The sequence below is a fragment of the Streptomyces pallidus (ex Mingjun et al. 2026) genome, assembly GCF_051550185.1.
Lineage (GTDB): Bacteria > Actinomycetota > Actinomycetes > Streptomycetales > Streptomycetaceae > Streptomyces.
The window spans coordinates 1,348,079-1,369,938 of the sequence record NZ_CP196181.1 but is presented as its reverse complement, the minus strand read 5'-3'; the positions used below and the strand labels follow the sequence as shown (position 1 = coordinate 1,369,938).

Annotated in this window: 18 protein-coding genes; 12 read left to right on the top strand and 6 right to left on the bottom strand. The window is 73.2% G+C overall.

Features of this window, described 5'->3' with window-relative positions; all coding sequences use genetic code 11:
- Positions 1-14: 14 nt before the first annotated feature.
- Positions 15-1,097, top strand: coding sequence for an enoyl-CoA hydratase/isomerase family protein (locus ACSHWO_RS05830; RefSeq protein ID WP_438318945.1), 1,083 nt, complete (start codon positions 15-17; stop codon positions 1,095-1,097).
- Here ACSHWO_RS05830 and ACSHWO_RS05825 read toward each other — a convergent pair.
- Positions 1,088-2,011 carry an SDR family oxidoreductase gene (locus tag ACSHWO_RS05825; RefSeq protein WP_438310310.1) on the bottom strand — a complete coding sequence of 308 codons (924 nt, stop codon included), beginning with the start codon at positions 2,009-2,011 and terminating at the stop codon, positions 1,088-1,090. The genes ACSHWO_RS05830 and ACSHWO_RS05825 overlap by 10 nt on opposite strands.
- Positions 2,012-2,264: 253 nt before the next feature.
- Here ACSHWO_RS05825 and ACSHWO_RS05820 point away from each other — a divergent pair, with 253 nt between their 5' ends.
- From ACSHWO_RS05820 to ACSHWO_RS05780, 9 genes are all read left to right on the top strand, one after another.
- Positions 2,265-3,071, top strand: a complete 807-nt coding sequence (locus tag ACSHWO_RS05820; RefSeq protein WP_438310309.1) for a hypothetical protein — start codon at positions 2,265-2,267, stop codon at positions 3,069-3,071.
- 73 nt (positions 3,072-3,144) lie between these two features.
- Complete coding sequence (locus tag ACSHWO_RS05815; RefSeq protein WP_438310308.1) at positions 3,145-4,443, top strand: cytochrome P450 family protein; 1,299 nt, start codon at positions 3,145-3,147, stop codon at positions 4,441-4,443.
- Between the two features lie 393 nt (positions 4,444-4,836).
- On the top strand, positions 4,837-5,220 hold the full coding sequence (locus ACSHWO_RS05810) for a DUF6507 family protein (protein ID WP_438310307.1): 384 nt from the start codon (positions 4,837-4,839) through the stop codon (positions 5,218-5,220).
- Positions 5,217-7,607, top strand: coding sequence for a hypothetical protein (locus ACSHWO_RS05805; RefSeq protein WP_438310306.1), 2,391 nt, complete (start codon positions 5,217-5,219; stop codon positions 7,605-7,607). The genes ACSHWO_RS05810 and ACSHWO_RS05805 overlap by 4 nt, the downstream gene beginning before the upstream one ends.
- Positions 7,608-7,639: 32 nt before the next feature.
- The gene (locus ACSHWO_RS05800) at positions 7,640-8,416 is read left to right on the top strand and encodes a hypothetical protein (protein ID WP_438310305.1); all 777 of its coding nucleotides are present in this window, start codon (positions 7,640-7,642) and stop codon (positions 8,414-8,416) included.
- A 355-nt stretch (positions 8,417-8,771) separates the two neighbouring features.
- Positions 8,772-8,969: a hypothetical protein gene (locus tag ACSHWO_RS05795; RefSeq protein WP_438310304.1), complete on the top strand. Its 198-nt coding sequence runs from the start codon at positions 8,772-8,774 to the stop codon at positions 8,967-8,969.
- Positions 8,970-8,986: 17 nt separating this feature from the next.
- Entirely contained in the window at positions 8,987-9,646 is a 660-nt protein-coding gene (locus tag ACSHWO_RS05790) for a pentapeptide repeat-containing protein (RefSeq protein WP_438310303.1), read from the top strand.
- Positions 9,647-9,743: 97 nt separating this feature from the next.
- Complete coding sequence (locus tag ACSHWO_RS05785; protein WP_438310302.1) at positions 9,744-10,679, top strand: hypothetical protein; 936 nt, start codon at positions 9,744-9,746, stop codon at positions 10,677-10,679.
- Between the two features lie 59 nt (positions 10,680-10,738).
- On the top strand, positions 10,739-12,163 hold the full coding sequence (locus tag ACSHWO_RS05780) for a DUF6177 family protein (RefSeq protein WP_438310301.1): 1,425 nt from the start codon (positions 10,739-10,741) through the stop codon (positions 12,161-12,163).
- 73 nt (positions 12,164-12,236) lie between these two features.
- On the opposite strand, the gene ACSHWO_RS05775 is transcribed toward ACSHWO_RS05780, so the two are convergent.
- The 5 genes from ACSHWO_RS05775 to ACSHWO_RS05755 form a co-directional block, all read right to left on the bottom strand.
- The gene (locus ACSHWO_RS05775; RefSeq protein WP_438310300.1) at positions 12,237-13,307 is read right to left on the bottom strand and encodes an alpha/beta hydrolase; all 1,071 of its coding nucleotides are present in this window, start codon (positions 13,305-13,307) and stop codon (positions 12,237-12,239) included.
- A gap of 99 nt (positions 13,308-13,406) precedes the next feature.
- Positions 13,407-15,047 carry a molybdopterin-dependent oxidoreductase gene (locus ACSHWO_RS05770; RefSeq protein ID WP_438310299.1) on the bottom strand — a complete coding sequence of 547 codons (1,641 nt, stop codon included), beginning with the start codon at positions 15,045-15,047 and terminating at the stop codon, positions 13,407-13,409.
- Between the two features lie 340 nt (positions 15,048-15,387).
- Positions 15,388-15,687, bottom strand: a complete 300-nt coding sequence (locus ACSHWO_RS05765; protein ID WP_438310298.1) for a hypothetical protein — start codon at positions 15,685-15,687, stop codon at positions 15,388-15,390.
- Positions 15,688-15,882: 195 nt separating this feature from the next.
- Positions 15,883-18,240, bottom strand: coding sequence for an alpha-N-acetylglucosaminidase (locus tag ACSHWO_RS05760; RefSeq protein ID WP_438310297.1), 2,358 nt, complete (start codon positions 18,238-18,240; stop codon positions 15,883-15,885).
- Positions 18,241-18,269: 29 nt separating this feature from the next.
- On the bottom strand, positions 18,270-19,952 hold the full coding sequence (locus ACSHWO_RS05755) for a ricin-type beta-trefoil lectin domain protein (RefSeq protein ID WP_438310296.1): 1,683 nt from the start codon (positions 19,950-19,952) through the stop codon (positions 18,270-18,272).
- A 187-nt stretch (positions 19,953-20,139) separates the two neighbouring features.
- Here ACSHWO_RS05755 and ACSHWO_RS05750 point away from each other — a divergent pair, with 187 nt between their 5' ends.
- Both ACSHWO_RS05750 and ACSHWO_RS05745 read left to right on the top strand, forming a co-directional pair.
- Positions 20,140-20,781 carry a TetR/AcrR family transcriptional regulator gene (locus ACSHWO_RS05750; protein WP_438310295.1) on the top strand — a complete coding sequence of 214 codons (642 nt, stop codon included), beginning with the start codon at positions 20,140-20,142 and terminating at the stop codon, positions 20,779-20,781.
- A 30-nt stretch (positions 20,782-20,811) separates the two neighbouring features.
- Complete coding sequence (locus ACSHWO_RS05745) at positions 20,812-21,753, top strand: serine/threonine dehydratase (RefSeq protein ID WP_438310294.1); 942 nt, start codon at positions 20,812-20,814, stop codon at positions 21,751-21,753.
- Positions 21,754-21,860 lie beyond the last annotated feature (107 nt).

Genomic DNA, 21,860 nt, shown 5'->3' with positions numbered 1-21,860 from the left:
CCACGCTACACATACTGGCTGCCGTGAAGAGCGAAAACGCCGCAGACGACCCCGTCCTGTTCCACACCGAAGGGCGAACGGGGGTGATCACCCTCAACCGCCCCCGGGCCCTCAACGCCCTCACCCACCCCATGGTGCTGCGGATGGAGGAGACCCTGCGCGCCTGGGAGCGGGACCCGGCAGTCGCCCAGGTCCTCGTCCGCGGGGCCGGCGAGCGCGGCCTGTGCGCCGGCGGGGACATCCGCGCCATCCACGACGACGCCAAGGCCGGCAGCTCGGCCTCCGCCGCCTTCTGGCGCGACGAGTACCGGCTCAACGCCCTGATCGCCCACTACCCCAAGCCGTACGCGGCCCTCATGGACGGCATCGTGATGGGCGGTGGCGTCGGCGTCTCCGCGCACGGCAGCGTCCGCGTCGTCACCGAACGCTCCCGCGTCGCCATGCCCGAGACCGGCATCGGCTTCGTCCCCGACATCGGCGGCACCCACCTCCTCGGCCGGGCCCCCGGCCTGCTCGGCACCCACCTCGCGCTCACCGGCACCGCCGTGGGCCCCGCCGACGCGATCCTGTGCGGCCTCGCCGACCACGTCGTCCCCGCGGCCCGGCTCCCCGAGCTCACCGCCGCCCTCGCCGACGCGCCCGTCCACGAGGTGCTCGCGCACCACACCGCCGCCCCGGACCCAGGCGAGCTGGCCGCCCGCCGGGACTGGATCGACCGCTGCTACGCCGCCGACACCGTCGAGGAGATCGTCGAGCGGCTGCTCGCCGAAGACGACCCCGCCGCCAAGGAGACCGCCGAGACGATCCTGACCAGGTCCCCGACCGCGCTCAAGGTCACCCACGCCGCCGTCCGCAGGGCCCGCGGCCTGGGCAGCCTGGAGCGGGTCCTCGCCCAGGAGTACCGGATCTCCTGCCACGCCCTGCGCTCACCCGACCTGGTGGAGGGCATCCGCGCCCAGGTCGTCGACAAGGACCGCACCCCGCGCTGGTCACCGCCCGCCCTGTGCGACGTCACCGACGAGGACGTGGCCCGGTTCTTCGCCCCGCTCGGCCCCGGCCGCGAACTGGAGCTGCCCGAACCGCCGGCTCACCGGTAGCCGGTGGTGTCGGCCGGCCGGCCCGGGTCCTGGACCTCGACCAGGTACCGCCAGGCGTCCGGCCGGCTCCCGTCGAGGTCGGTGAAGCCGTACTCCCGGGCCAGCTGCCCGCTGGACAGCGACCGCCCGTTCCAGCGGGCCACCTCCGGGTCCGCGGCCAGCGCCGCCACCGCCCGGCCGACGTACGACGGGGTCTCGGAGATCGCGAAGTGCGGGGACCTCGCCACCGCGTCGCGCCAGTTCGCCTCCGTCACCCCGTGGGCCTCCAGCATCATCTCTGAGCGCAGCCAGCCCGGCGTCAGGGCCACCGCCGTCGCCCCGCGCGGCCCCAGCTCGTGCCCGAGCGAGAACGCCATGCGCAGCACGGCCGCCTTGGCGAGGTCGTAGAAGAACGACACCCGGTAGTGGCCGCTGTTGTAGTCGGCCGTCCCGTCCGTCATCTCCACCACCAGCCCGCCCGGCTCCCGCAGCAGCAGCGGAAGCGCGAAGTGGCTGGTGATCACATGGGTGTCCACGGCGAGCCGGAGCAGCCGCAGCCCCTTGTCGAGGTCGTGCTCCCACACCGTGCTGTCCCACTCGAACAGCCGCTCCCCGCCCCAGATGTCGTTCACCAGCACGTCGAGGCGGCCCCGCTCGGCGGCGATCCGCCCGACCAGCGCCTCCACCTCCTCCGCCACCAGGTGGTCCGCGCACACCGCGATCCCCCGCCCGCCCGCCGCCGTGACCAGCTCCGCGGTCTCCTCGACGGTCTCCGGCCGGTCGTACTCCGAACGGCGGCCGCGCGTGCTGCGCCCGCTCACGTACACTGTCGCGCCCTGCGCTCCCAGCTGGACCGCGATGCCCCGGCCCGCGCCCCGCGTCGCCCCCGCCACCAGGGCGACCTTGTTCTCGAGAGTCCGCCGTGTCTGCGTCATCCCCCAAACTATGCCGCCCGGGCGCGCGCCACGAGCGGTGCTCCGGCCCTGTCCCCGGCCGTGTCCCCGGCCGTCTCCGGTGGCCCGCCCGCCCCCGTGGCCGGACCCGCCGTCTTCCGGTGGCGCCCCTGCCCGGATACGACAGGGAGCACGGACCGCGCCCCGCCCCCACCGAAGCCCGAGCCCCCACCGAAGCCCAAGCCCCCAAGCCCCCTCCGAAGCCCCCCTCCGGCCCTCCGAGGAGAACCGCCCCATGAGCCCGACCGGCATGACCAGCTTCGACGAGGTCTACACCCTCCCCGACCCCCGCGGATACTTCACCCGCCTCGGACCGTACGCGTACCAGACCCCCGCCCACGCCCAGCCGGTCTTCCGCGCCCTCGCCGCCGAACTCGGGCCCGCCCGGCCCGCGATGCTCGACCTGTGCTGCTCGTACGGGATCAATGCCGCGCTGGTGAACCACGACGTGACGCTCGACGAGTTGTACGCGCACTACACCGCCCCGGCGGCGGCCCGGCTCACCACCTCCGGGCTCATCGCCCGGGACCGCGACTTCTACGCCGCCCGGCGCCGCCCCGACGCCGTTCCGGCCATCGGCATCGACGTCTCGGAGCCCGCCGTCGCGTACGCGGTCGCGGCCGGACTCCTCGACGAGGGCCACGCCGTGGACCTGGAGACCGCCGAACCGGGGGAGCGCCTGCGGCGCTCGGCCCCGGGAGTCGGCCTGATCACCGTCACCGGAGGCACCAGCTTCCTCACCGAGCGCACCTTCGGCCGGCTGCTCACCGCCGTCGGACGGCCCGTGCCGGTGGCCGCGTTCGTCCTGCGCACCCACGACTACCGGGCGATCGCCGGCTGCCTGGAGTCATACGGGCTCACCGTCGAACGGGCCGACGGCACCAGCCCGCAACGGCGGTTCACCGGCCCCGAGGAGCAGCGGCGCGCGGTGGAGGCCGTCACCGCCCTCGGCGAGGACCCGGCCGGGAAGGAGGCCGCGGGCTGGTTCCACACCCGGCTGCACCTGGCCCGCCCGGCCACCACCGTGATCACGGCCCGGTAACCCGCTCTTGTCCAACCCGGCCTCCACATCGCACTGTTGGCCGGGAATCGCCGACACGGTCAGGAGAGCCCGCTTGTCACCCGACATCCCAGCCCACACCACCGCCCCCGCACCGGGGGCCGAGCCCGCGTCCCCGTACGCCATCGACCCGTCCGGCGGCTGTCCGCACGCCCTCAACGCCTCCCTGCGTACCCGGGGACCCGTCGCGGACGTGGTCCTGCCCGGCGGGGTGCCCGGCGCGGTCGTCCTCGGCCACGATGCGCTCAGGGAATTCCTCGCCCACCCCGACGTGGCCAAGGACTCCCGGCACTGCCCCGCCCTGAACGACGGCACCATCCCCCCGGACTGGCCGCTGCGGGTCTTCGCCAACGCGCAGGGCATGCACACCGCCGACGGTGCCGACCACCGCCGGCTGCGCTCCCTCGTCGGCAACGCCTTCACCGCCCGCCAAGTGGAGCGGCTGCGCCCGCGTATCGAGGAGCTCACCGCCGGATTCCTGGACGACCTCGGCCGGGCCGCCACCGCGGACCCGGACGGCGTCGCCGACCTGCGCACACACCTGGCTCTCCCGCTGCCGATGAGCGTGATCTGCGAACTCCTCGGCGTGGACCCCGAGCACCGCGAGCGGTTGCACCACCTCTCCTACACGGTGATCATCGACACGGGCACCGGACCCGCCGAGAAGACGGCCGCCGCCCGCGAGCTGATCGAACTGATGGGCACCATCGCGGCCGCCCGCCGGGCCGCTCCCGGCGACGACCTGACCAGCGCCCTCATAGCCGCCCGCGACGACGACGGCGACCGGCTCAGCGAGGCCGAACTCATCGGCACCATGCGCCTGATGCTGGTCGCCGGCCACGAGACCACCCTCAACCTGATCAGCAACGCCGTCCGTGCGCTGTGCACCCACCAGGACCAGCTCGCGCTCGTGCTCGACGGCAAGGCGAGCTGGTCGGACGTGGTGGACGAGACCCTCCGCTGGGACGGGCCGGTCAGCTGGTTCCCCTTCCGCTACCCGACCCGCGACCTGGACCTCGGCGGACACCTCATCCCGCAGGGCACCCCGGTCCTCGCCGGCTACACCGCGGCGGGCCGCGACGAGACCTTCCACGGCCCGGACGCCGGCCGCTTCGACCTCACCCGCCCCGGCGCGGCCCGCCACCTCTCCTTCGGGCACGGCGTGCACTACTGCGTGGGCGCCCCGCTGGCCCGACTGGAGGCCGTGATCGCCCTGGAGGGGCTGTTCACCCGCTTCCCGGACCTCGACCTCGCCGTCCCCGAGACCGAACTGCCCCGCCAGCGCAGCTTCATCGGCAACAGCGTCGAGACCCTCCCGGTCCGCCCGAACGGATGCGGACACTGGACCACGTGACGGAACATCAGCCCGGCTCGACCGGACCCTGCCGGTGGCGGGCGCATCCAGCTGCGCGCGGTCCCGTGCGCGGCTGGCATCGGCCCCGGTCGTTGCCGGGCTGATCACCGCCCCGCACGGCACGCCGCTCATCCGGTCATGCTCCCGATTGTCGTGAATTCGTAACAACGCGCGTCGTCCGCACGGTTGTTGCAGGTCAGGCGGTGGGGCTTGCATAAGCTCGCCTTGTCCATATGCGTAGAAGCAGAGGCGAACCCGGACGCATGCAGGTGAATCCCCGCGATCCTGGCGTCCGTGTCGAGGGGGTCTCGGGCGGGTGCCACAGCAGGGAGCGGCGCCGGGGCGGGTGCCGGGTTGCCGGCAGGAAGACCTTTCACGGAACGGGGGAGCATCGTGTTCGACTGGGACATCAAGCCGGACGGCGTGCGCGGGGTCCTGAGCAAGACCGCAGAGGCCGCGAGCAAGTTCGAGGAGGAGTTCACGTCGTACGGTGACGGCCTGGTGGGCGCCGCCACGTCGGCGGGCACGATGGTGCTGGGCGGGACCGAGGTCCCCAAGGGCGGAGCGTTCGGTCCGGTGGCTCAGGCGTTGCAGGAGTTCCAGCAACGGACCGAGAACGACCTGAAGTTCCTCCCCGTCCGGGCGGGGAAGTCGATCACCGGAGCGCGCCTGGCCACCGAGGAGTACGTCAAGGGCGACCTGGAGATGGCGGCGAACAAGCAGAAGGAGTACTCCAAGGCTCCTACCGCGGAAGAGCTGAAGGGCCCCAAGAAGTGATCGACCTGGGGAAGATACCGACCTTCACGGGCAATCTGGAGACGCTGGAGAAGCAGGCGGCTTCGCTGAAGACGACCGCCTCCAGCATCCGTGGTACCGGCAGGGACGTCCACAACGCCTTCCAGGCCCTGGATCCGGTCTACGACGCTCCCGAGCAGGAGCAGTTGCTCAGTTCGACGGTACCGGTGCGTGACAAGGCGGACGACTTCGCCAAGAAGCTGGAGTCCGTCAGTGGTGCGCTGACGGGTTTCGCGTCGAGCGCCCGTCCGCTGGTGGAGAAGATGAAGCAGCTCCGCGTGGACGCGGAGAAGTTCGTCGCCGACAACAAGGACGATGACGACTGGCAGCAGGACCAGGGCAAGATCGACGAGAACGCCCGCCTGGTCCGCGAGGTCGGGACGACCTGGGTGGCGTTCCAGGGCGTCGAGCGCGACGCGGCCAACAAGATCACTGCGTTGGTGGGCGGTACGCACTTCGTCGTCGACGACGGTTCGCACAAGGCCGGCATGTACGGCTTCAAGGAAAGCGACGTCAAGGATGCGAAGGAGACGCCCTGGGGGACGGCCGACGAGCGTGAGTACACGGGCCTGCGGGCTGCGTGGGAGTGGACGAAGGACAACGTCGGCGGCGCGCTGAAAGGTTTCTTCGTCGACGGTGTCGGAGGCACCCTCAAGGGCCTGGGCAGCATGCTCAACATCTTCGACTGGGACAACTTCAAGAAGACCTGGTCGGGCATCGGCGACGTCTTCGGCGGCGTCAGCGGGTACCTCATCACCCCGTACGACTGGGCGATGGACAAGATGTTCGGCCCGGCCGACCACAGTGAACGCGAACGCCAGAAGGCGGCCCTGCGCAACTTCGGCAAGTCGATGGTCGCCTGGGACGAATGGGACAAGGACCCCTCCCGCGCGTTCGGGACGGTGGTGTTCAACGTCCTGACCCTCGGCTCGGGCACGGCGCTCAAACTCGGCAAGGCCGGAAAGCTGGGCGTGGGCGCGGAAGCCCTGACCGCGGTGGGCAAGGCGGGCGCACTCGTGGACCCGATGAGCTACCTCGGCAAGGCGGCGGGCCTCACCAAGCTCAAGGTCGGCGACCTCATGGAGAGCCTCAAGGCCAGCCGGGCGGGCGTGGACGACATGGCCAAGAACATGCCCACGGGCACGTCCCCGCACCCGACCGACGCGACCCCGGCCCCCGGACACACCGGGGACTCGCCCTCGACCCCCGCCGGCTCCGGCGACAGGACGCCCCCCGGCCGCGAGTACGTCGACCACGCGGGCAACAAGCGCGTCATCGGCAACGACGGCGCCATCAGGGACGAGCACGGCAACGTCGTTCCCGACACCGAACCCGTCCGGGAGCCGCACAAGGACGACCTGCCCAACGTCAAGGAGCACGAGACCGCTCCCGCCAAGGAGAAGGTCCTCGAAGGCGCCGGCGGCCCCAGCCGCGTGGAGAACGGAACGGGCCACCCGACCGCCTCGGCACACCCGCCCGGCGGCTCCCACCCGGCCGGCGGGGGCGGCGGCACGCACGGCACCACGGGCGGCGGGTCCCACTCGCCGGGTGGTGGCGGCGGTCAGGGCACCCCGGGGCACTCCGGTCATGACTCGTCAGGCACCGGAACCGGCTCGGGCAGCCACACTCCGGGCACTCCTGCCGGCCACACACCCGGCGAGACGGGCGGTCACGGCCCAGCGGACTCCGGCCACGGTCCCGGCGACCCGGGCAAGGGCGACCCTGGGAAGGGCGACCCGGGCAAGGGCGGCGACTCCGGTTCCGCGGACGGCGGCGGTACGCCGCCGCCGAGTGATGGTCCGTACGCTCCCCGCCCCGGCGAAGACGTCCCCAACCTCCGGCGCCAGGACAACGACTTCTCGGACCAGTACAACGCCAAGGGGCAGCGCAAGAGCTACATCAACGAGGACGGTGACCTCGTGCCCGCCAATCCCGATGGCAAGGCGACGATCGTCGACCACGTCGTGGGGCGTGAGCCCAGGAAGTCGGACAGTCCGTTCACCTCGACCAGCAAGGACGGGGCCGACGCCAAGGACTACGGTGGCAAGACGATCACCGTGGACCTGCCGCGGCTGATGGAAGACATCGCCAACGGCAAGGTCCAGGGCGTGGAGGTCTATTCGCCGAAGGAAGTCGAGGCGGCTATTCAGGCAGCCGCTGACAAGGTTGCCGGGCGCCCGATCGACATCTCGGTCCCGCCGCGTACGAGCTATGAGAAGATCCGCGAGATGGCGGAGGGGCTCGGCTTCGGCAGGAAGAAGACGGACAGCCTCGAACAGCGGATGAAGGACATGATGCACACGCGCCGTGACTCGGAGTGGCTGGTCAAGGGCGTTGTGCCGAAGGAATACATCACCGGGCCGTTCTAGTATCCGGATCTGAACACGAAGGGAGGCCAGTCATGACACGATTCAACGAATTGCTCGCCACGGATTTCAATGGCGAGCCGACAACAGATATCGACGATGTGATCGACAGTGGGATCGATGAGCCCGGGCACAGGGATCGTGTCCCCGGCCTCGTCGAGCTGATGAACGATCCGGGTGAACCCGAGAAGGAGCGCTTCCTGGCCTGCCTGGCGCTGACGACATGGGCTGAGCCGGCCGGCTTCGAGGCTGTGATCCGTGCGGCTGCGAACCCCGAGGGCACGCCCTGGTACGACTTCTCGATCGACCGGAAGTTCTCGGTGGACAGCACCTTTTCGCAGCTGGCGGTGGCTGTGGACAGCAGCCGTCACCTGATTGAGGAGAAGGGGACGACGGCATTGCGTGGGCAGGCCTTCCGTGCTCTCGTGCAGATCGCCGACAGCCAGTACTTCGAGGACAGGCTCGGTGAACTGATCGACAGCGCCACGGTCAGGGGCGTACTGGGCGACATCAAGGATGCCGTGGGCCGTGGTGTGCGTTCTCTGGCCGAGGGCGAGAAGCAGCGGTTTGATCTGGCAACGCAGTTGGTGGACCTGGCGTGTGCCGTGGCACCCGTCGACGGGGCCCTGTCGGTGGAGCTGGCCATGAGTGTGCTGCACGTCAGCGCCTCCCCCCGCACGGTGGACCACGCCGTCACCATTGTCTTCCGCGCCGAGGGCCCGGAGGTCCGGCAATTCGGCGAGTACCTGCTGACGGTCGGCGACGCGTCAGTGCGCGCGGAGGTCCGCCAAGCGCTGGGCCACGCCGAGTAGGGGGCTTCTCAGCCGAACGGCCTGGTGGCCGGTGTAGCGCTGCGGCGGTGCACCGGCCGCGTGATCCGGCCCTGCGCGCCCGGCCGTTGCCGGGCGCGCACCTTCAAGGTCACGGTCGACGACGCCCCGGTTGCCCGCGGCCTGACAGGCACCGTTCTCGGGCAGATGGCGGTCTTCGGCGGAGGATCCTTCCGAGAGTTGGCCTGAGCGGAGCTGGAAGCGTGGAGCGGTGAACGGGGTGGGAAGGCCGAAGTGACCGCTCCCGGTAGCCCCCATGGTTGTTTCGACCGATGAGGCGTGACGCGCAGACCGTTTACCCGCTCATGCCGTAGCAGGCGAGGAGGAGAACAGAGCAGTGTCCCGCACCAAGTACCACATCGAGGACGCGTTCGAGGTGCCGTCCTTCTCCGAGCCTGACGAGCTGATGTTCCTGGGAGAGTGGGTGACGGCCGGCATCCAGCTCTCGCCGCTGTCCGGAATCCGTGACTTCTCAGGGTGCGACGCCCTGCCGAGCCGCCCGCGCCGGTCGCGACCGCGGGTGGCTGAGCGGTGACGGGTGTGGGGAAGGACGTGGGGGAGATCGTGTCATCCGGTATCCGCAAGGACTGGAAGCCGGCTGTGCTCCCGGCCGATCCGGAAGCCATACGGCAACTGCGGGAGTGGCTCGCCTCAGAGGAATACGACCTCAATGGCATGCAGCGCGACTTCCGGGGCGCCGACCTTTCGGGCGGGGACTTCTCGGATGCGTGGTTCACCGATGCCGTCCTCGCGGGTGTGCGACTTGCCGGCGCGTCTTTCTACCGGGCCGACCTGCAGTCGGCGGATCTGACCGGTGCGGATCTGACCGGCGCGGACCTCGTCAGGGCGAACCTCGACGGGGCCGTGCTCAGGTCGGCGCGGCTCGACGGTGCCGACATGGTCAAAGCTTCGCTGCACGGGGTCGACGCGTCCGGAGCGAGCTTCAGAGGAACGCGGATCATGGGGGCCTCGCTCTTCGGCGTCGACATGAGGGGCGCGGACCTGACCGACGCGGTCCTGTTCCAGAACACCTTCAAGGTCACGGTCGACGACTCCACGACGGTGCGCGGCCTGACGGGCACCGTCTTCGGGCCGATCGCGCTCTTCAGTGGCGAATCCTCCCGACAGTTGGCCGGCGCGGAGCTCGAGGCATGGATCGGTGAGCGGGGCGGGCAGGTCGAAGTGATCGCTCCACGCAGGCCCTTGCAGTAGGGCGGATGTGCCCCCTTTCCGTAATCCGCGACTTTCATAGCAGGTGGCAGGTCGGCCCGTACACGGTTGTCGTGCGGGCGAGGAGGAGAACAGAGCAGTGATCCGCACCCGGTACTACATGACGAACCAATTCGATACGCCGCACTTCTGCGGGCCTGCCGAGCTGAGTGTCCTGGGGCACTGGGTGACCGGCGACATCCAGCTCTCGCCGCTGTCCGTCCTGGAGGCGATCGACCTGGTGGCCGAGGCCAGGGGCAACCCCGGCTTCGTGCCGGAGGACTTGGACGGGAACGCGCACACCGCCACCGTCAGCCCGCAGGGCGTGCGGGTGGAGAACCACTTCGTCGAGCACGTCCAGGGCGACTTCGCCCTCGACGACGCGTTCCGGGTGCTCGTCGACTTCTGGGACTACTGCTGCCTGGCCGATCCCCAGAAGGCCGACGCGCGCCGGCGCGAGTACGCCGACGAGTTCGGACGTGATCCCCTGGCCGGGATCCGCGACCGCCGCGACACGGGATTCGAGATCCGTGAGGGCCGCTGCCCCGTCGGGCCGCGTCGGATCGCCGAAGCCGCTGATCTGGCGGATGCCGTCGGTCAGATGTACTCCTCCGAATCCGAGGACGCCGTCCTCGTGTGGAACCGGGTGCCGATCCGGCTGACGTACCGCTACGACATCGCGGTGTTGCTGGACGACCTGGTACCGCTGCTGGAAGAGGTCCGGCGACCGGGATTCTCCGCGGCCGAGGTCTTCTGGGGGTCGGACACCTTCTGCGCCGAATGGGAGCTGGCCCGTGAGGGCGGCGGCCTGAGGATCCGGGCGCGGTGGCACAGCACGCCCGGGAACCACGAGTCCCTGCTCACCGAGCGGGGCGATGTGGCGGTGGCGGCGGAGGAATTCGTCAGGGAGTGGTCCAAGGTCCTGTGGCGCATCGTGACCGATGTCGAAACGGGCTCCGTGGAGTTGGCGGACGACGACCTCCTCGTCCGCGCCAAGGCGCTGCTCGGGACGACGGCGACCGAGCAACCCGGCTGATCCAGGTGGCGACGCCGAGATGACAGCCGATCAGATATGAGCAGAAGGAACGACACTGCATGACCAAGGACGTGATCGCGCTCACCGAGCGCATGCCGGACCCGCTGAGCGTCCTGGCGGGCCTGCTCGCGGGCGGACCGGACCTGCGGGTCGAGACCACCGGCGAGGGTGCCGTGGTCCAGCTGTGCGACGCGGAGGGCCGGCCGCTCGTCTCGATCGAGGTGCCGCTGCTGCTCCAGGTGCCGGGCGAGGCGGCCCGGCTGCTGGGGCCCGGCGCAGGGCCGTCCGGTGACGGCCCGCTGTGGTGGATCGAGGCCCGCGCCGCCGCGGGCGTCCCCCAGGCCGAGCAGCTCGCCGGTACCTTCGCGGCGCGTCTGACCATGCTCCTGGGCGGCCGGGTCTGGCCGCCGGACGCCCCCGGCACCACCGGTGCGGCCCGCCCCGTCGACGTCTCCGGCCTCACTGCCGTACCGGTCCCCGCCGCCGCCCAGCCGGCCGTCGACATGCTCACCGACAAGGCCGCCGTCATCCTCCAGGACCGACCCGTCGTCCCCATGACGAGCTGGCTCTCCGAGGCACTGCGGGCGACCCTGGAGAGCGACCGGACCCTGCAGATCGTCACCCCGCAGCACTGCCGCCTCTCCCTCCCCACCCGCCTGCTGCTCCAGACCACGTCCTCGCGCTGGGTGGTGCAGGACGAGAGGTGCGGCTACTACGACGGGCTGACCGGCGCCGTACTGCGCTGGCAGGACGACGCCTTCTCCCCGGCCCGGGACGAGAACGGCGAGACCCCGGTGGCGGACGCCTTCGAGGAGGTCTCGCCCACCGGCGAGCGCCAGCTCGTCGTCTCCTTCCGCACCCTGCACCGTCCCACGGCGGACCTCGTGCTCGGCGGCGCACTGGAAGCCGCCTGGCAGGCGCTGACCGGCGGCCCGCCGGCCAGCTGGGGAACATCGGAACCGGCCGGTCTGACCTGGTCGCGGCGGCAGCTGACCGATTTGGCGTACGAGCGCGCACCCCGGTCCACCTGGATGGTGGCCGTCGGCACCCCGGACCGGCCCGCCGTCGCCACCCTGCGCGTGATCCGGTCCACGGAGGGCGTCGAGGAGGACGTCACCCTCACCCTGGGCTACGGCCCCGGGGAGGAGCCTGCCCTGGAGGCACTGCCGGGGCTGGCCGAGGAGCTGGTGACGCGGTACGGGCTGAAGACCATGATGTGCCAGTTGCGCGAGGCACGCCGGGACCTGAGCGCCCCGCCCCGCTTCGAACACCCGCCGCTGCCGTACGCCTTCGTGCTCGGCCCCGCGGAGGTCCGGGAGGCGGGGCTCGACACCGCGAGGAGGACGCCGCTGAAGGAACGCCCGGTACAGCTGGGCCCGAGCGCCCGGCCGGGCTTCTACTACCCCCTCGGCGGCGGGACCGCCGAGAGCTGGACCGCCCTGGAACAGCTCGTGCGTCATCTGCGCGGGGCGCCGCCCCTCTAGTGCGGTGGCCGGAGCCGCTCGGTTCACGATCGCGGTCGGCTTCTGCCGATGCCGATGCCGATGCCGATGCCGGTCAGTGGTCGGCGGTGGGCGGGGAGAGTTCGGTGCTCAGCCAGCCCAGGGCGTCCCCGTACATCCCGCTCCACGACTGGAAGTTGTGGCCGCCGACCGGGCGGACCAGGGTCCTGACCCGGACCCCGCTGCCCGCCGCGGCCACGCGGAACGCCTCCAACTGCCCCGGCGGGCTGGACCGGTCCTGCTTGGAGGTGGCCAGGAACAGCCCGACGTCGGCCCGCTTCACCTGCCGGACCAGCCACAGCGGGCTGTTCCGCTCCCGCAGCACCGGGTCGGGCAGCACCTCCGGATCACCGGCCAGGGGGTCCGGGTCCAGGGCCGCGCCCGCCCGGAACGCCTTCGGGTACTGCAGCGGCAGCTTGGCCGCGCACAGGCCCCCGGTGGAGACGCCGAGCAGGCCCCAACCGCCGGGGCCGTGCAGGGTGCGGAAGTGCCGGGCGACGACGTCCGGGACGTCCTGGGCGAGCCAGTCGGCTACCTTGCGCCCGGGGACGTTGCTGCAGTCGGTGTTCACCCCGCCCGGGTAGACCTCCGGGATGACGAGGATGAACGGACGCGCCGCGCCCCGCCGGATCAGCTCCTCCGCGGCGCCCGGCATGTTCCCCAGGTCGAGCCAGGTCCGCGGCGATCCCGGGTAGCCGTGCAGCAGCACCACCACCGGGAACCGGGTGCGTTTGGCGCCGGGGGCCGCGTACTCCGGGGGCGTCCACACGATCACCTGCCCGGCGAGCTTCGACCGGGAGCCGCGGAACCAGGTGCTGCGGGTGCCGTCGGGGCCGGGGTCGAACGTGGCCCGGCCCGGCGCCGGCCCGCTCATCGCCGAGGGGTCCCGGGTGCCGCCGGTGCCGAGCAGGTCGTCCCAGGAGGTGTAGAGCCCGAAGCTGCCGTTGATCCAGGCGCCGGTGACGGCGATGGCGGTGGTCTGGCACAGCGCGAGCATCACCACCCGGGCGGGCCAGCGCAGCCAGCCGGGCCCGGGCATCCGGTTCCACAGCAGCAGTGCGGCGAGCATGGCGAGGACGGTGACGGAGATCAGCGTGACGAGCAGCGGCGTACTGGTCAGCTCCACGGCGGCCGGCTCCTGGCGTGCAGTCGGGCGGGGGTGCGGCGATGAGGCGCGGGACGGGTTGGATTATCCCGGTGCCGCGGCGGGATCGCGGTCACGTCGTCAACTCTCCCGCGCGGCAGGGCCGGGCCGGACGTGCACGGTCACGGTGTGCAGGCCGGTGGCCCCGTCGGGAACGGTCGGCGTGCTCCGCTCCGTCTGCACCGCCCCCGTGCCGTCCGTGGCCCGGACCTGGAGGGTGTGCCGGCCCGGAGCCGCCTCCCAGGGCCAGGTCCACAGCCGCCACGTGTCGACGCCGTCCGCATCGGCGAGCCGGGCCTCCTGCCACGGGCCCCCGTCGACGCGCACCTCCACCCGGGCGATCCCCCGGTGCTGCGCCCACGCCACGCCCGCCACCGCCACCCGGCCCGCCGCGGGTGCGGCGCCCGCCCGCGGCGTGTCGATGCGGGACTGCGTCTTGACCGGTGCCTGCTGGGCCCAGGACCGGCGCACCCAGTACGCGTCGTACGCCGCGAACGTCGTCAGCTCCAACTCCCGCAGCCACTTGCAGGCCGAGACGTACCCGTACAGGCCGGGCACGACCATCCGTACGGGGAACCCGTGCGCGAAGGGCAGCGGCTCGCCGTTCATCCCGACGGCCAGCAGCGCCTCCCGGCCGTCCATGACCGCCTCGACGGGGGTGCCGATCGTCATCCCGTCGACCGAGCGGGCCACCAGCTGATCGGCCGGGCCGCCCCGCGAGGGCGGCCGTACGCCCGCCTCGCGCAGCAGGTCGGCCAGGCGCACGCCGAGCCAGCGGGCATTGCCCGCGTACGGGCCGCCGACCGGGTTCGACACGCAGGTGAGGGTGATGTCGTGCTCGACCAGCGGGCGGGACAGCAGCGCGGGCAGGTCCAGTTCGAGGGGGCGGGCGACGCCCTTGCCGTGGATCCGCAGCCGCCAGCTACCGGCGTCCACCCGCGGGACCACCAGGGCGGTGTCCACCCGGTAGAAGTCCCGGTTCGGCGTGAGGAACGAGGACACCCCGGGCACCGCCAGGTTCGCCCCGGGCGGCACGGGCGCGGCCGGCACCTCCGGCGGGGGCAGCGAGAAGGCGGCCCGGGAGGCGGTCGCCCCGGCGGAGCCGTGCGCGCCGAGCCGCCGGCCCGCGTAGCCGATCCCGGCCGCCCCGACCAGCGTGGCCACGACGAGCCTGCCGAAGCCGCGCCGGTCCAGCGCCCAGGTGCCGCCCGGCGGGGCGCCGGCCGGGCGGGGTGTGCGCAGTGCGCGGACCAGCAGGCACAGCACCGCGGCCGTGGTCAGGGCGCCGACAGCCGACGGCAGGGCGTCCTGCCAGGACGCCTGGGGTCGGCTGACCGCGGCCAGCGCCCCGAGCAGGCCGACCGCGCCGACCAGCGCCAGGGCTGTCGGCAGGTGACGCAGGGCGAGGACTCCGGCGGTGGCGGCGAGCAGGCCGAGTACGGCGAGGACGCCGAGGGTGAGGACCAGCTTGTCGGCGGTCCCGAACTGGGCCACCGCCCACTCCCTGAGCCCGACGGGCGTGCGGTCGACCACGGCGCCGCCGACGGCGGTGACGGGGGCGGCGTCGGGACGGACCACCGCGGCGGCCAGCTGGGCCACGGCGAGGCCGGCGCAGGTGGCGGCCAGGCCGCAGGCGGTGCCGGTGGCGAGGGTGCGGGGGTTCGGGTGCGGGTGGGGGGTGGCGCGGTGCGGGCGTTCGGGTCCCGCCTGATCGGAGGTCATGTGCACCTCACCGTTCGCTCGCCGGTCCGGTCCGGTCCGGTCCGGTCCCGCCCTCCGGTCCAGTGTGCACCGGTGCCGTCGTCCTTCCTGGCCGCCGTGGGTGCGGCGCATTCCGCTGCGCGGAGCGGTCCCCCGCCCCGCCCCTTCCCGAAACCGTGGGCTGCGCCCCCGGACCCTCTCCCAGCTACCGCTGGGGGCACCCCCAGCGCCTGAAACGCCGGCGAGGCCGGATTGCCGGACGCACGGCGAGGCCGGATTGCCGGACCCCCGGCGCGGCTGGGGGCGGCGGTCCCCGGCGGGGCCGGGGTGTCGGGACCGGGGACGGTTCCGTCGGGCTCGGTCAGCCTCGGGGGCGGCGGTCGGCGGCCACGCGTTCCGCTGCCTGGCGGGCCATCGCCTCCAGAGGATGCGCCGCCTCCCCGTCGGCCGGGCCGCCCCGTTTGCGCAGCTCCACCACGCCGTCCGCGGGCCAGGGGGCCGGTAAGCGGTCGGGGGGCGCGGTGCCCGGCCCGGCGGTGGGGGGCTCCGGAGCCGGTGGGGCGTCCGGGCTTCCGGTGGTCGGTGACCCCTGCGCGGGGACGTCCGGTGCGGGGACGTCCTGCCCGGGCCGGTCGGGCCGCTCGTGTCCGGTCTGGGACATGCTCGGTGCACTCCTTCTCGCGTCGGGCCGTCACGGCGTCGGGAGGGGCGGCTGCCGTATCGATTCGGCGTCCACCCCGATCGCTTCCGGGCCAGTGAAACGACTGCCCGCCCGCGAAACGGGTGCGCGGGCGGGTTCTCCCCCACAGGGGGAGCGAGAATCCCCCGAAGGGGTGACCCTTCGGGGGCGGTCCGATCATCCGCTCGTCGGATCGTGTAGCAGCGCGGCGACCGCCGTGGCCAGTGCGTGCGGATCCCCGCTCGGGCCCTTCGCGCCGCTCGGATGCCCGGTGGTCCGGCGGGCCCACGCCTCCTCGAAGGCGTGCCAGTCGATCTGCGGCGGGGCGGTCTTCGTGACCAGCGCCTCGTCCAGCGTCTTGAAGTACGCCGCCCAGCGCGGCGCGTACAGTTCCCGGACCAGCCCGCTCCACTCCCGGTTCGCGTAGTCGTGCAGGAATCCGCCCTCGCTGGTGCCGCGCTCGCCCCACACGCTCAGGATCGAGCGGGCGTCGTACTCGTACCGGTCCTGCTCCGCCCGGTCGGCGCCCGCGGCGCGCGCCGCGGCCAGCCAGTCGCCGAGCAGGAAGTTCGGGTCGGAGCCGATCAGGGCGTCCAGCCGCTGCTCCGCGTCCTGCCAGGCGGCGGTCAGCGCCCGGAACCGCGCCAGGTCCCCCGCCTCGTACGCGGCTCTGATCGCCGGCAGCAGCACCCGCGAGTGGTTGGCCAACGCCTGCCGCGCGGTGTCCACCAGGTCGAAGCGGTACGCGCTGGAGCGGCGCAGCCGCGGGTCCACCTTGAGGAGGTGGTCCAGGGCCCGGCGGACCGAATCGGCCGGGTAGCGCATCGAGCGGGGGCTCCAGTACGCGGCCCCCGCCGCGGTCAGGCTCGGCCGGGCCGTGAACAGGCTGTCCTGCGACTCCGACCACAGCCCGGACGAGGTGCTGTACGGGCCCGTGCGCAGTTCCTCCCAGGCGGCCGCAGCCTCCGCGTCGGGGCGCCCGTACCGGCGCGCCGCGAAGTCCGCGAACCAGGCCTTCTGGTCGATCGGGCCCGGCTCCCACGCCAGATCGGTGAACAGGTCGAAGGCGGCCGGATTGGTTCCGGTGGCCTCCGGCAGGTAGGCGGTGCCGCTCAGGGCGCTGTTGCCCTTGGTCCGCCAGGCGCCGAACCGGTCGATCCACACGGAGGTGTTGGCGCCTACGGTGGTGTGCCCGCCGAAGTTGTAGATCGTCCCCAGGGCGTACGGCACCCCGCCCCAGCGGGACTCCCGGTCCAGCCGGTTGTACCGGTCGGACAGCCCGTCGAGGATCAGCACCTTCGAGGTGTCCACCCCCGCCAGCAGCTCCTTGCGGGGGCTGTCCTGCCAGCCCAGCACCGCCCACAGCGCGCCCGGGTGCGCGGCGTGCAGGGCCGACTGGACGGCTCCGGCCGCCGCCCGCACGTCGACCGGACCCACCGTCCCGCCCTCGTGGAGCGGGCTCATCCGGTACATGGTGCTGTCGCCGAACACGGCGCGCTGCTCCGCGTAGTACGCGGCCGCCACCTTCGGGAAAGCCGCCGAGGACGGGTCCAGCCAGTCGGGCCGAGTGAAGCCCGCCCAGTCGCCCTGCGGCACCGTCGCCGCGCCCGGGTTGCGGTCGGCGAAGCCGGGCGGCACCGTGCCGAAGTAGCCGGGCAGGACCGGGGTCATGCCGAGCCCGCGCAGCTGCTCCGCGATCCGGCCGCCGAGGGCGGCACGCTCGCGCAGCAGCCGCTCGGAGACCGGGCCGCCGAACCCGCTGAGGTTCTGCAGCAGCCACCAGCTCTGGTGGCCCGGCGCGGGGATCCACCCCCGTAGCTCGGCGGGCGAGTAGCCGAAGCCCTGGAGCGCCCGGTAGTAGGGGTACTCGGCGCCGACCTGCACGAACACCTCGTTGATGCCGTGCAGGGCCAGCAGGTCGATCTGCCGCTGGTGCTGGGCGAAGGTGCGGTACGGGCCCGAGTAGCCGTCGTCGGTGTCGTTGAGGGCGTACCGGTGCGGGACCAGCGCGCTGCGGGTGACCGGCGCGGGCACCGCGGGCAGGCGGGCGGGCAGCATCCCGATGCTGTCGCCGGGCCAGCCGATGTCGACACCGGCGACGTGCTGGAGGTACCAGCCGACGCCGGTCAGCAGGGTGGCGCCGGTCGACCCGCGGACCGTGATCGCCCCCGCCCGCCCGGACACGGTGAAGGTGTCCCCTCCGGCAGCTCCGGCGTCCCCGGCGGGCGCGGCCGGTACGAGCGTGAACTGGGCGGCATGGCGCGGCAGCAGCCGTTTGAGCGCCGCCCGTGCCGGCCCGGCGTCGAAGGCGGCGGAACCGGGCGGCCTGGCCCCGGCGGGTCCACCCGGTGTCCCCGGTGTCCCCGGTGCCCCTGGTGTGCTTGGTGCGCCCGGGGCGCCCGGCGCGGCAAGAGGCACCGTCGGGGGGTGGGACCGTACGCCGGCGAGCGCGGGGGAGGCCGCGCACAGCAGGGCCAGCAGGGCGGCGAGGGCTGCGGGGCGCAGCGGCCGGGCGGGCCGGCGGCGCCGGCTCACGGTGCGGAGGTTCGTCATCCGGATGCCCGTCAGACCGGCAGAGACCAGGCCTGGTCGACCCGGTGGTCGCCGCACTCGGCCAGCCGCAGCCGCTCGGCCGGGGCGTCCGCGGTCGCGGGTGCGGGGGGCGCCGTCAGGCACAGCCCGCTCACCTTCTCGACCAGGGTCCCGTTCCGCAGGTGGGTCCAGCCCTGCCGGGCCTTCCACGGCACGCAGCGGGCCAGTTCCACCAGGTCGCCGCCGCTCGCCGTCAGGCACTCGCCGTCCAGCCGCAGGCTGTCCCCGCCGCCGAGGACCCACCGCTGGTCGGCGGCCGCGGTGCACGCGGACAGGACGACGGCGCCGACTCCGGTCGTGTTGGCGCCGTCCGCGCACCTCACGCCGTCACCGGTGATCTGTCCGGTGGGCACGGCCCCGCCGCAGCCGCGGTGCGGGGTGAGCCGCCACACCGCCGTGTCGTGCGCGGCGAGCCGCCCGGTCAGGGACGCGGAGACCTCGGTGCGGCTCCCGGTCCACAGGTCCTTGGCGTCGACCGTGCAGTCGTACAGGCCGATGTCGGCGAGCGGGACCGAGATGTCGCGGGTGCTGCCCGACCGGTTGAGGACGGCGACGGCGCGGTCGCCGTTCGCCAGCGGCCGGGCGAGCACCTCGAAGGTGGCGTTGGCGGAGACCACCGCGCCCTGCCGGCCCATCCGGTCCTGGTCCAGGGCGATCAGGTCGGCGTTGCCGAGGGCGGCGAGCCCGCCCGGCGTGAGCGCGGAGACGTCGGAGGACAGGATGAAGGGGGCGGCCATCATCGCCCACAGGCCGACCTGGCTGCGGCTCTCCGCGTCGGTGAGGCCCGGGGCGCCCGCGATCAGGAAGTCGGGGTCGTTCCAGTTGCCGGGGCCCGCGTACCGGCCGAGCCAGCGGTTGTAGCCGTAGTTGCCGAGGACGGAGCTCCACCGGGAGGTCGCCGGCGCGGCCGGGTTGTAGACCTTGATGTCCTTGCCCTCGCGCCACAGCTGGCCGGTCGAGCCGACCCAGCCGAGCACCCGGTGCCAGTCGGAGCCGCCCCACTCGCCCTGCTGGAAGTAGGCGGGCGCCGAGGCGGACAGCACCATGCTGCGGCCGCTCGCCCGCAGCGCCCCCGCGACGGCGACGTACGCGTCGCGGTACGCCTGCTCCCTGGTCCTGCCCGGCGGCACCCACAGGTTGCAGCCGTCCATCTTGACGTAGTCGACCTTCCAGGACGCGAACTGCCGTGCGTCCTGCGCGTAGTGGTCCGGGCCGCCGCCCTCGGGGGAGCCGCTGCCCGGGTACTTCTCGCAGGTCAGGGAGCCGACGTCCTGGTAGATGCCGAACTTCAGGCCCTTGGCGTGCAGGTACTCGCCCAGCCAGGCCATGCCGTGCGGGAACTTCTGCGCGTCCACGACCAGCGCGCCCTGCGCGTCGCGGCTCCTGGTCATCCAGCAGTCGTCGACGGTCACCGTGTCGTAGCCCTTGGCCGCGAGGCCGCTGGAGACCAGTGCGTCGGCGTTGGCGACCACCTTGGCCTCGTCGACGTCACACATGTAGTGCGCCCAGTTGTTCCAGCCCATGGGCGGGGTCAGGGCGAGCGGGGTGTCCGAGGTCGCGGTGGGCTCGGCGGCCGCCGGGGCGGGGGCGAGGCACAGGGCGAGCAGGGCGGCCGCGGTCAGGCAGGGGAGCGACGCACGCAGGCGAGGCGGCACGGAGACTCCTTGCGGTGGGGGGCGGGCGGGGCTTGACGGCGCTGTGGTGCGCCCAGTGCAGCGATGTGACTACCCGCTGTCAACAAAGGTCGCCCGATGTGCGGTGATGACCAGCAATATGGGTGTAGGTCCGTCATGCGATCGCGGAGATACGGCGTATGTGACAGCGGCTGATACGCTGTATCTCATGCCGAGGAGATCAGCTGCCCTGGACCGGGCCACACCGGAGGCGATCGCGGTCGCCGCCCTGCGGATCATCGACGAGGAAGGCCACGGCGCGCTCAGCTTCCGCGCCCTCGCCGACCGGCTCGACGTCTCCCACGCCACCGTCCAGCGCCGCTGCACCGACCTCGCGGGCCTGCTCGACCTCTGCACCGAGCACCTCGCGGGACAGCTGCCCGAGGTGCCGGCCGGCACCGACTGGGCCGAGGCCACCGAGCGCCGCTTCACCGCCCTCTACCGGCTGCTCACCGCCCACCCCGGACTGCTGGTGCTGCGCGGCGGCCGGCCGTGGCTGGGCCGCCGGCTGCTGGCCCGGCTCGTCGAGCCCGCCCTCGCCGACAACGTGGCGGCCGGGATGACCCCCGCCGAGGCGATGACCGCGTACCGCCGCATGTACCTGCTCACCCTGGGCTGCGCCGCCTTCGTCGACCACCGCGACCCGGCCGGGGCCACCGCCGCGTCGCGGGCGGCCCTGGCGGCGCTGGACCCGGGGGAGTTCCCCGTCCTGACCGCCGGGATGGACGCCGTACTGCCCGCCCTGACCGACCACGACGTCTACCACGGAGCCCTGCGCCAGCTGATCGAGGCCGCCCGGCCCGGACCCTGACCACCCCTCACGTCCCCGAGGAGAGCGACCATGGAACAGCAGCTCGACCGCGCCGCCGTGCGCGCCGCCGCGCACCGCATAGCCGGCGCCGTCCGCCCCGCCGCCGTGGTGCCCGCCGCCCAGGGCGTCTGGTACGCGCTGGAACACCTCCAGCACACCGGCTCCTTCAAGGCCCGCGGCGCACACAACTTCCTCGCCGCCCACCGCGAGGCCGGCGCCCTGCCCGACGCCGGAGTGACCATCGCCTCCGGCGGCAACGCGGGCCTGGCCTGCGCCTGGGCGGCGCGCGCCCATTCCGTGCCCGCCACCGTGTTCGTGCCGGTCGACGCGCCCCGGGTCAAGGTGGAGCGGCTGCGCCGGTACGGGGCCGAGGTACGCCTCGTCGGGGACCGGTTCGCCGAGGCGCAGGCCGCCGCCCAGGAGTTCGCGGCGGCGTCCGGGGCCCTCGGCAGCCACGCCTACGACCACCCCCTGGTCGCCGCCGGCGCGGGCACCCTGCTCGACGACATCCGGGCCGGACTGCCCGGGGTGGACACCGTGGTCGTCGCCGTCGGCGGCGGCGGGCTGTTCGCCGGTGTCGCCACCGCCGCCCGGGAGCACGGCATCCGCGTGGTCGCCGCCGAACCGGAGAACTGCCGGGCGCTGAACGCCGCGCTGGCGGCCGGCCGGCCCGTCGACGTCCCCGTGGACTCGGTGGCCGCCGACTCGCTGGGCGCCACCCGCGTCTCGGCGGACGCGCTGGCCGCCGCGCACCAGGGCGACGTCCGCTCGGTCCTGGTCCCGGACGCGGAGATCACCGCCGCCCGGCGGGCCCTGTGGGAGGAGCACCGCATCGTGGTCGAAGCAGGCGCGGCGACGGCCCTGGCCGCCCTGCGCACCGCGCCCGAACCGCTCGGCGAACGCGTCGCCGTGGTGCTGTGCGGCGCCAACACCGACCCGGCGGACCTCGCGACCGGCCCCGCCCCGCACTAGCCGCCGGGCGCCACCCGCCGTACGGACGACCATCGTTGCTCCGGCCTGCGACTTTCGGGGACAGCGCACGCCACCGTCCCCCTGCGAAGGTCTGCGTGTACCACCGG